The sequence below is a fragment of the Sinanaerobacter chloroacetimidivorans genome, from assembly GCF_018128545.1.
Classification (GTDB): domain Bacteria; phylum Bacillota; class Clostridia; order Peptostreptococcales; family Anaerovoracaceae; genus Sinanaerobacter; species Sinanaerobacter chloroacetimidivorans.
The window spans coordinates 1-1,888 of sequence record NZ_JAGSND010000049.1; the positions used below are offsets into that span (position 1 = coordinate 1).

Below are 1,888 nucleotides of genomic sequence, written 5' to 3' on the forward strand. Positions count from 1 at the left end.
GGTAGTGTCAAGTGGTTTATGAAAACCGGAGCGAAAGAAGAAGGCTCAAATAGAACCTTGAAAATTGCAAGTACTCACGTTATTGGCAGGAAGCGCCACCCTTGACAGCACGCCAAACCAGTGCTCTGAACGTCATACCGACGGCGGGGAACTCAAGAACAGATTCCTTTCACCGTCTGATTCACAGCATTGTAGCACTGCTTTGGCGTGCCATCAAGGGCAAGTCAGAACCGAGGGTTCTGATGACTGGCATTTACCTCTGGCTCAGAATCTAAGAACAGATTCCTTCAGAGACCTGCTGCTCCTGAAGCCGCAAGATAGTCTGCTGTCCAAGGTAAATCAGAAGCTGCCATTTACCCGGCATGTTTTCAGCACCTTCCAGCATCTCTACCTTGTTCAGCACATGATAATTCTTGTGTTTATGAGGCCGGAGAAAGTTGTAGTAGGCAACCCATAGCGAAACATTGTAATTGGCACCATCGTAATTGTCGTAGCCGCAGCTGACCCTGTAGGAAGCCTTGAAGGTGCGGTTTAGGCGCTCCACCATCTGCTTGAAAGGGCGGAACTCTGTGGTCACCGCATCGTCGTTGGTAAGTCCGATCACCTGAGTGATATCGAATTTGAAAGCATCACCGTATTCGCGGAAAAACTGTTGTGCAGCAAGCGGATATGCGCTGTAGCCGTCGGCGATGAAGCGAAAATTTTCCGGAAGCTTCTTAAGCCCTCGAAAAGCCATGCGCATGGCGAGGATGCAGGGGCCGACGCTTCGGTTGTCAGAGACCTGATAGCCGAGGATGGATCGGGATACGGCATCCATGATGAGCCACACATACGCTTTCACGGACCGGACTTTGATATAGGTCTCATCGGCAATGAAAGTACTGGATTTAGGATAGTCGTAGTGATCCACAAAAGGCTTGATGACAAGGGCTGCGGTTCTGGCATAGTTGGCGACCATCTGGTGGGAGATCTTGATCCCGTATAGGTCATCAAGAGCTTGGGCTGTTCTGCGAAGAGAAAGCTGGAGATTGACATGCATGGTGAGGCACAGGGACATGATGTGGGAATTATGCTTGGTAAATTTCAGGGAAGAGGCATTCTTGGGAAGGGAGCTTAAGTCCATGCGGAAGAAATCCACAGTGAATTCCCGGTAGATGTAGTGCAGCTTGTACTTGTTCTTCCCATAAGCTTCGTCAAGATGTTCCTTATCGACCTTTTTAAGGTTGTGCAGATAAAAGGAGCATTTGGGATTAACGCATTTGTGGATGTGGAAGAAAGCCCTGTCTTTCTTGGCAACCAGGGCATGCCCGCAGTAAGGGCAGACAAAGCGGATGGGAGAGGTTACAATCTCGCCGGTTATGAATGTTTGACCGCAGACCTTGCATTGGTACTGGCCGTTGCCGCCGTTATTATCGTATATGTAAAGATGCGGTGCACCGCAAAGGGGACAAATGGTATCTTCGGGAATGGATTTGCCATTCCGCCGCTGAACCGGTCTTAGGGGCTTGTTGTACTTCCAAGAGTAGTATTCAAGGAGAAACTGCCAGTCCTGCCGAATGAAGGTTCTGATGATGGGAAGCTTGTCCGTAGTGAATTTCTGGTACTTTGGAGAGTGGGAATCATCAAAGGCCCACTGCTTAAGCGGGATGTATCTGCAGATAAAATTCAATAGCCAGCAGTTTTGCTGATAAAGCTGTTGAATGGTTTGAAGTAAATAGAGTATAATGTTGTCCATAAGCAATGATATCCTTTCGGTGTTTTGTTTGTTTGGCGATAGACATTATACACGAAAAAGGGAGGTCATTGCTTTTTTATTTGAAAAAAGTGATGCAGCCTTTGAAAATACAAGGGTTTTAATAAAAAACGTAGTGTCAAACTTGACACTACC

The 1,888-nt window shown here is 47.5% G+C and carries 2 protein-coding genes; one reads left to right on the plus strand and one right to left on the minus strand.

The window, feature by feature from the left end:
• Window positions 1-101: 101 nt before the first annotated feature.
• The gene (locus KCX82_RS22775) at window positions 102-275 is read left to right on the plus strand and encodes a hypothetical protein (RefSeq protein WP_227020731.1); all 174 of its coding nucleotides are present in this window, start codon (window positions 102-104) and stop codon (window positions 273-275) included.
• On the opposite strand, the gene KCX82_RS22780 is transcribed toward KCX82_RS22775, so the two are convergent.
• Window positions 272-1,735: a DDE-type integrase/transposase/recombinase gene (locus KCX82_RS22780; RefSeq protein ID WP_227020732.1), complete on the minus strand. Its 1,464-nt coding sequence runs from the start codon at window positions 1,733-1,735 to the stop codon at window positions 272-274. The genes KCX82_RS22775 and KCX82_RS22780 overlap by 4 nt on opposite strands.
• Window positions 1,736-1,888 lie beyond the last annotated feature (153 nt).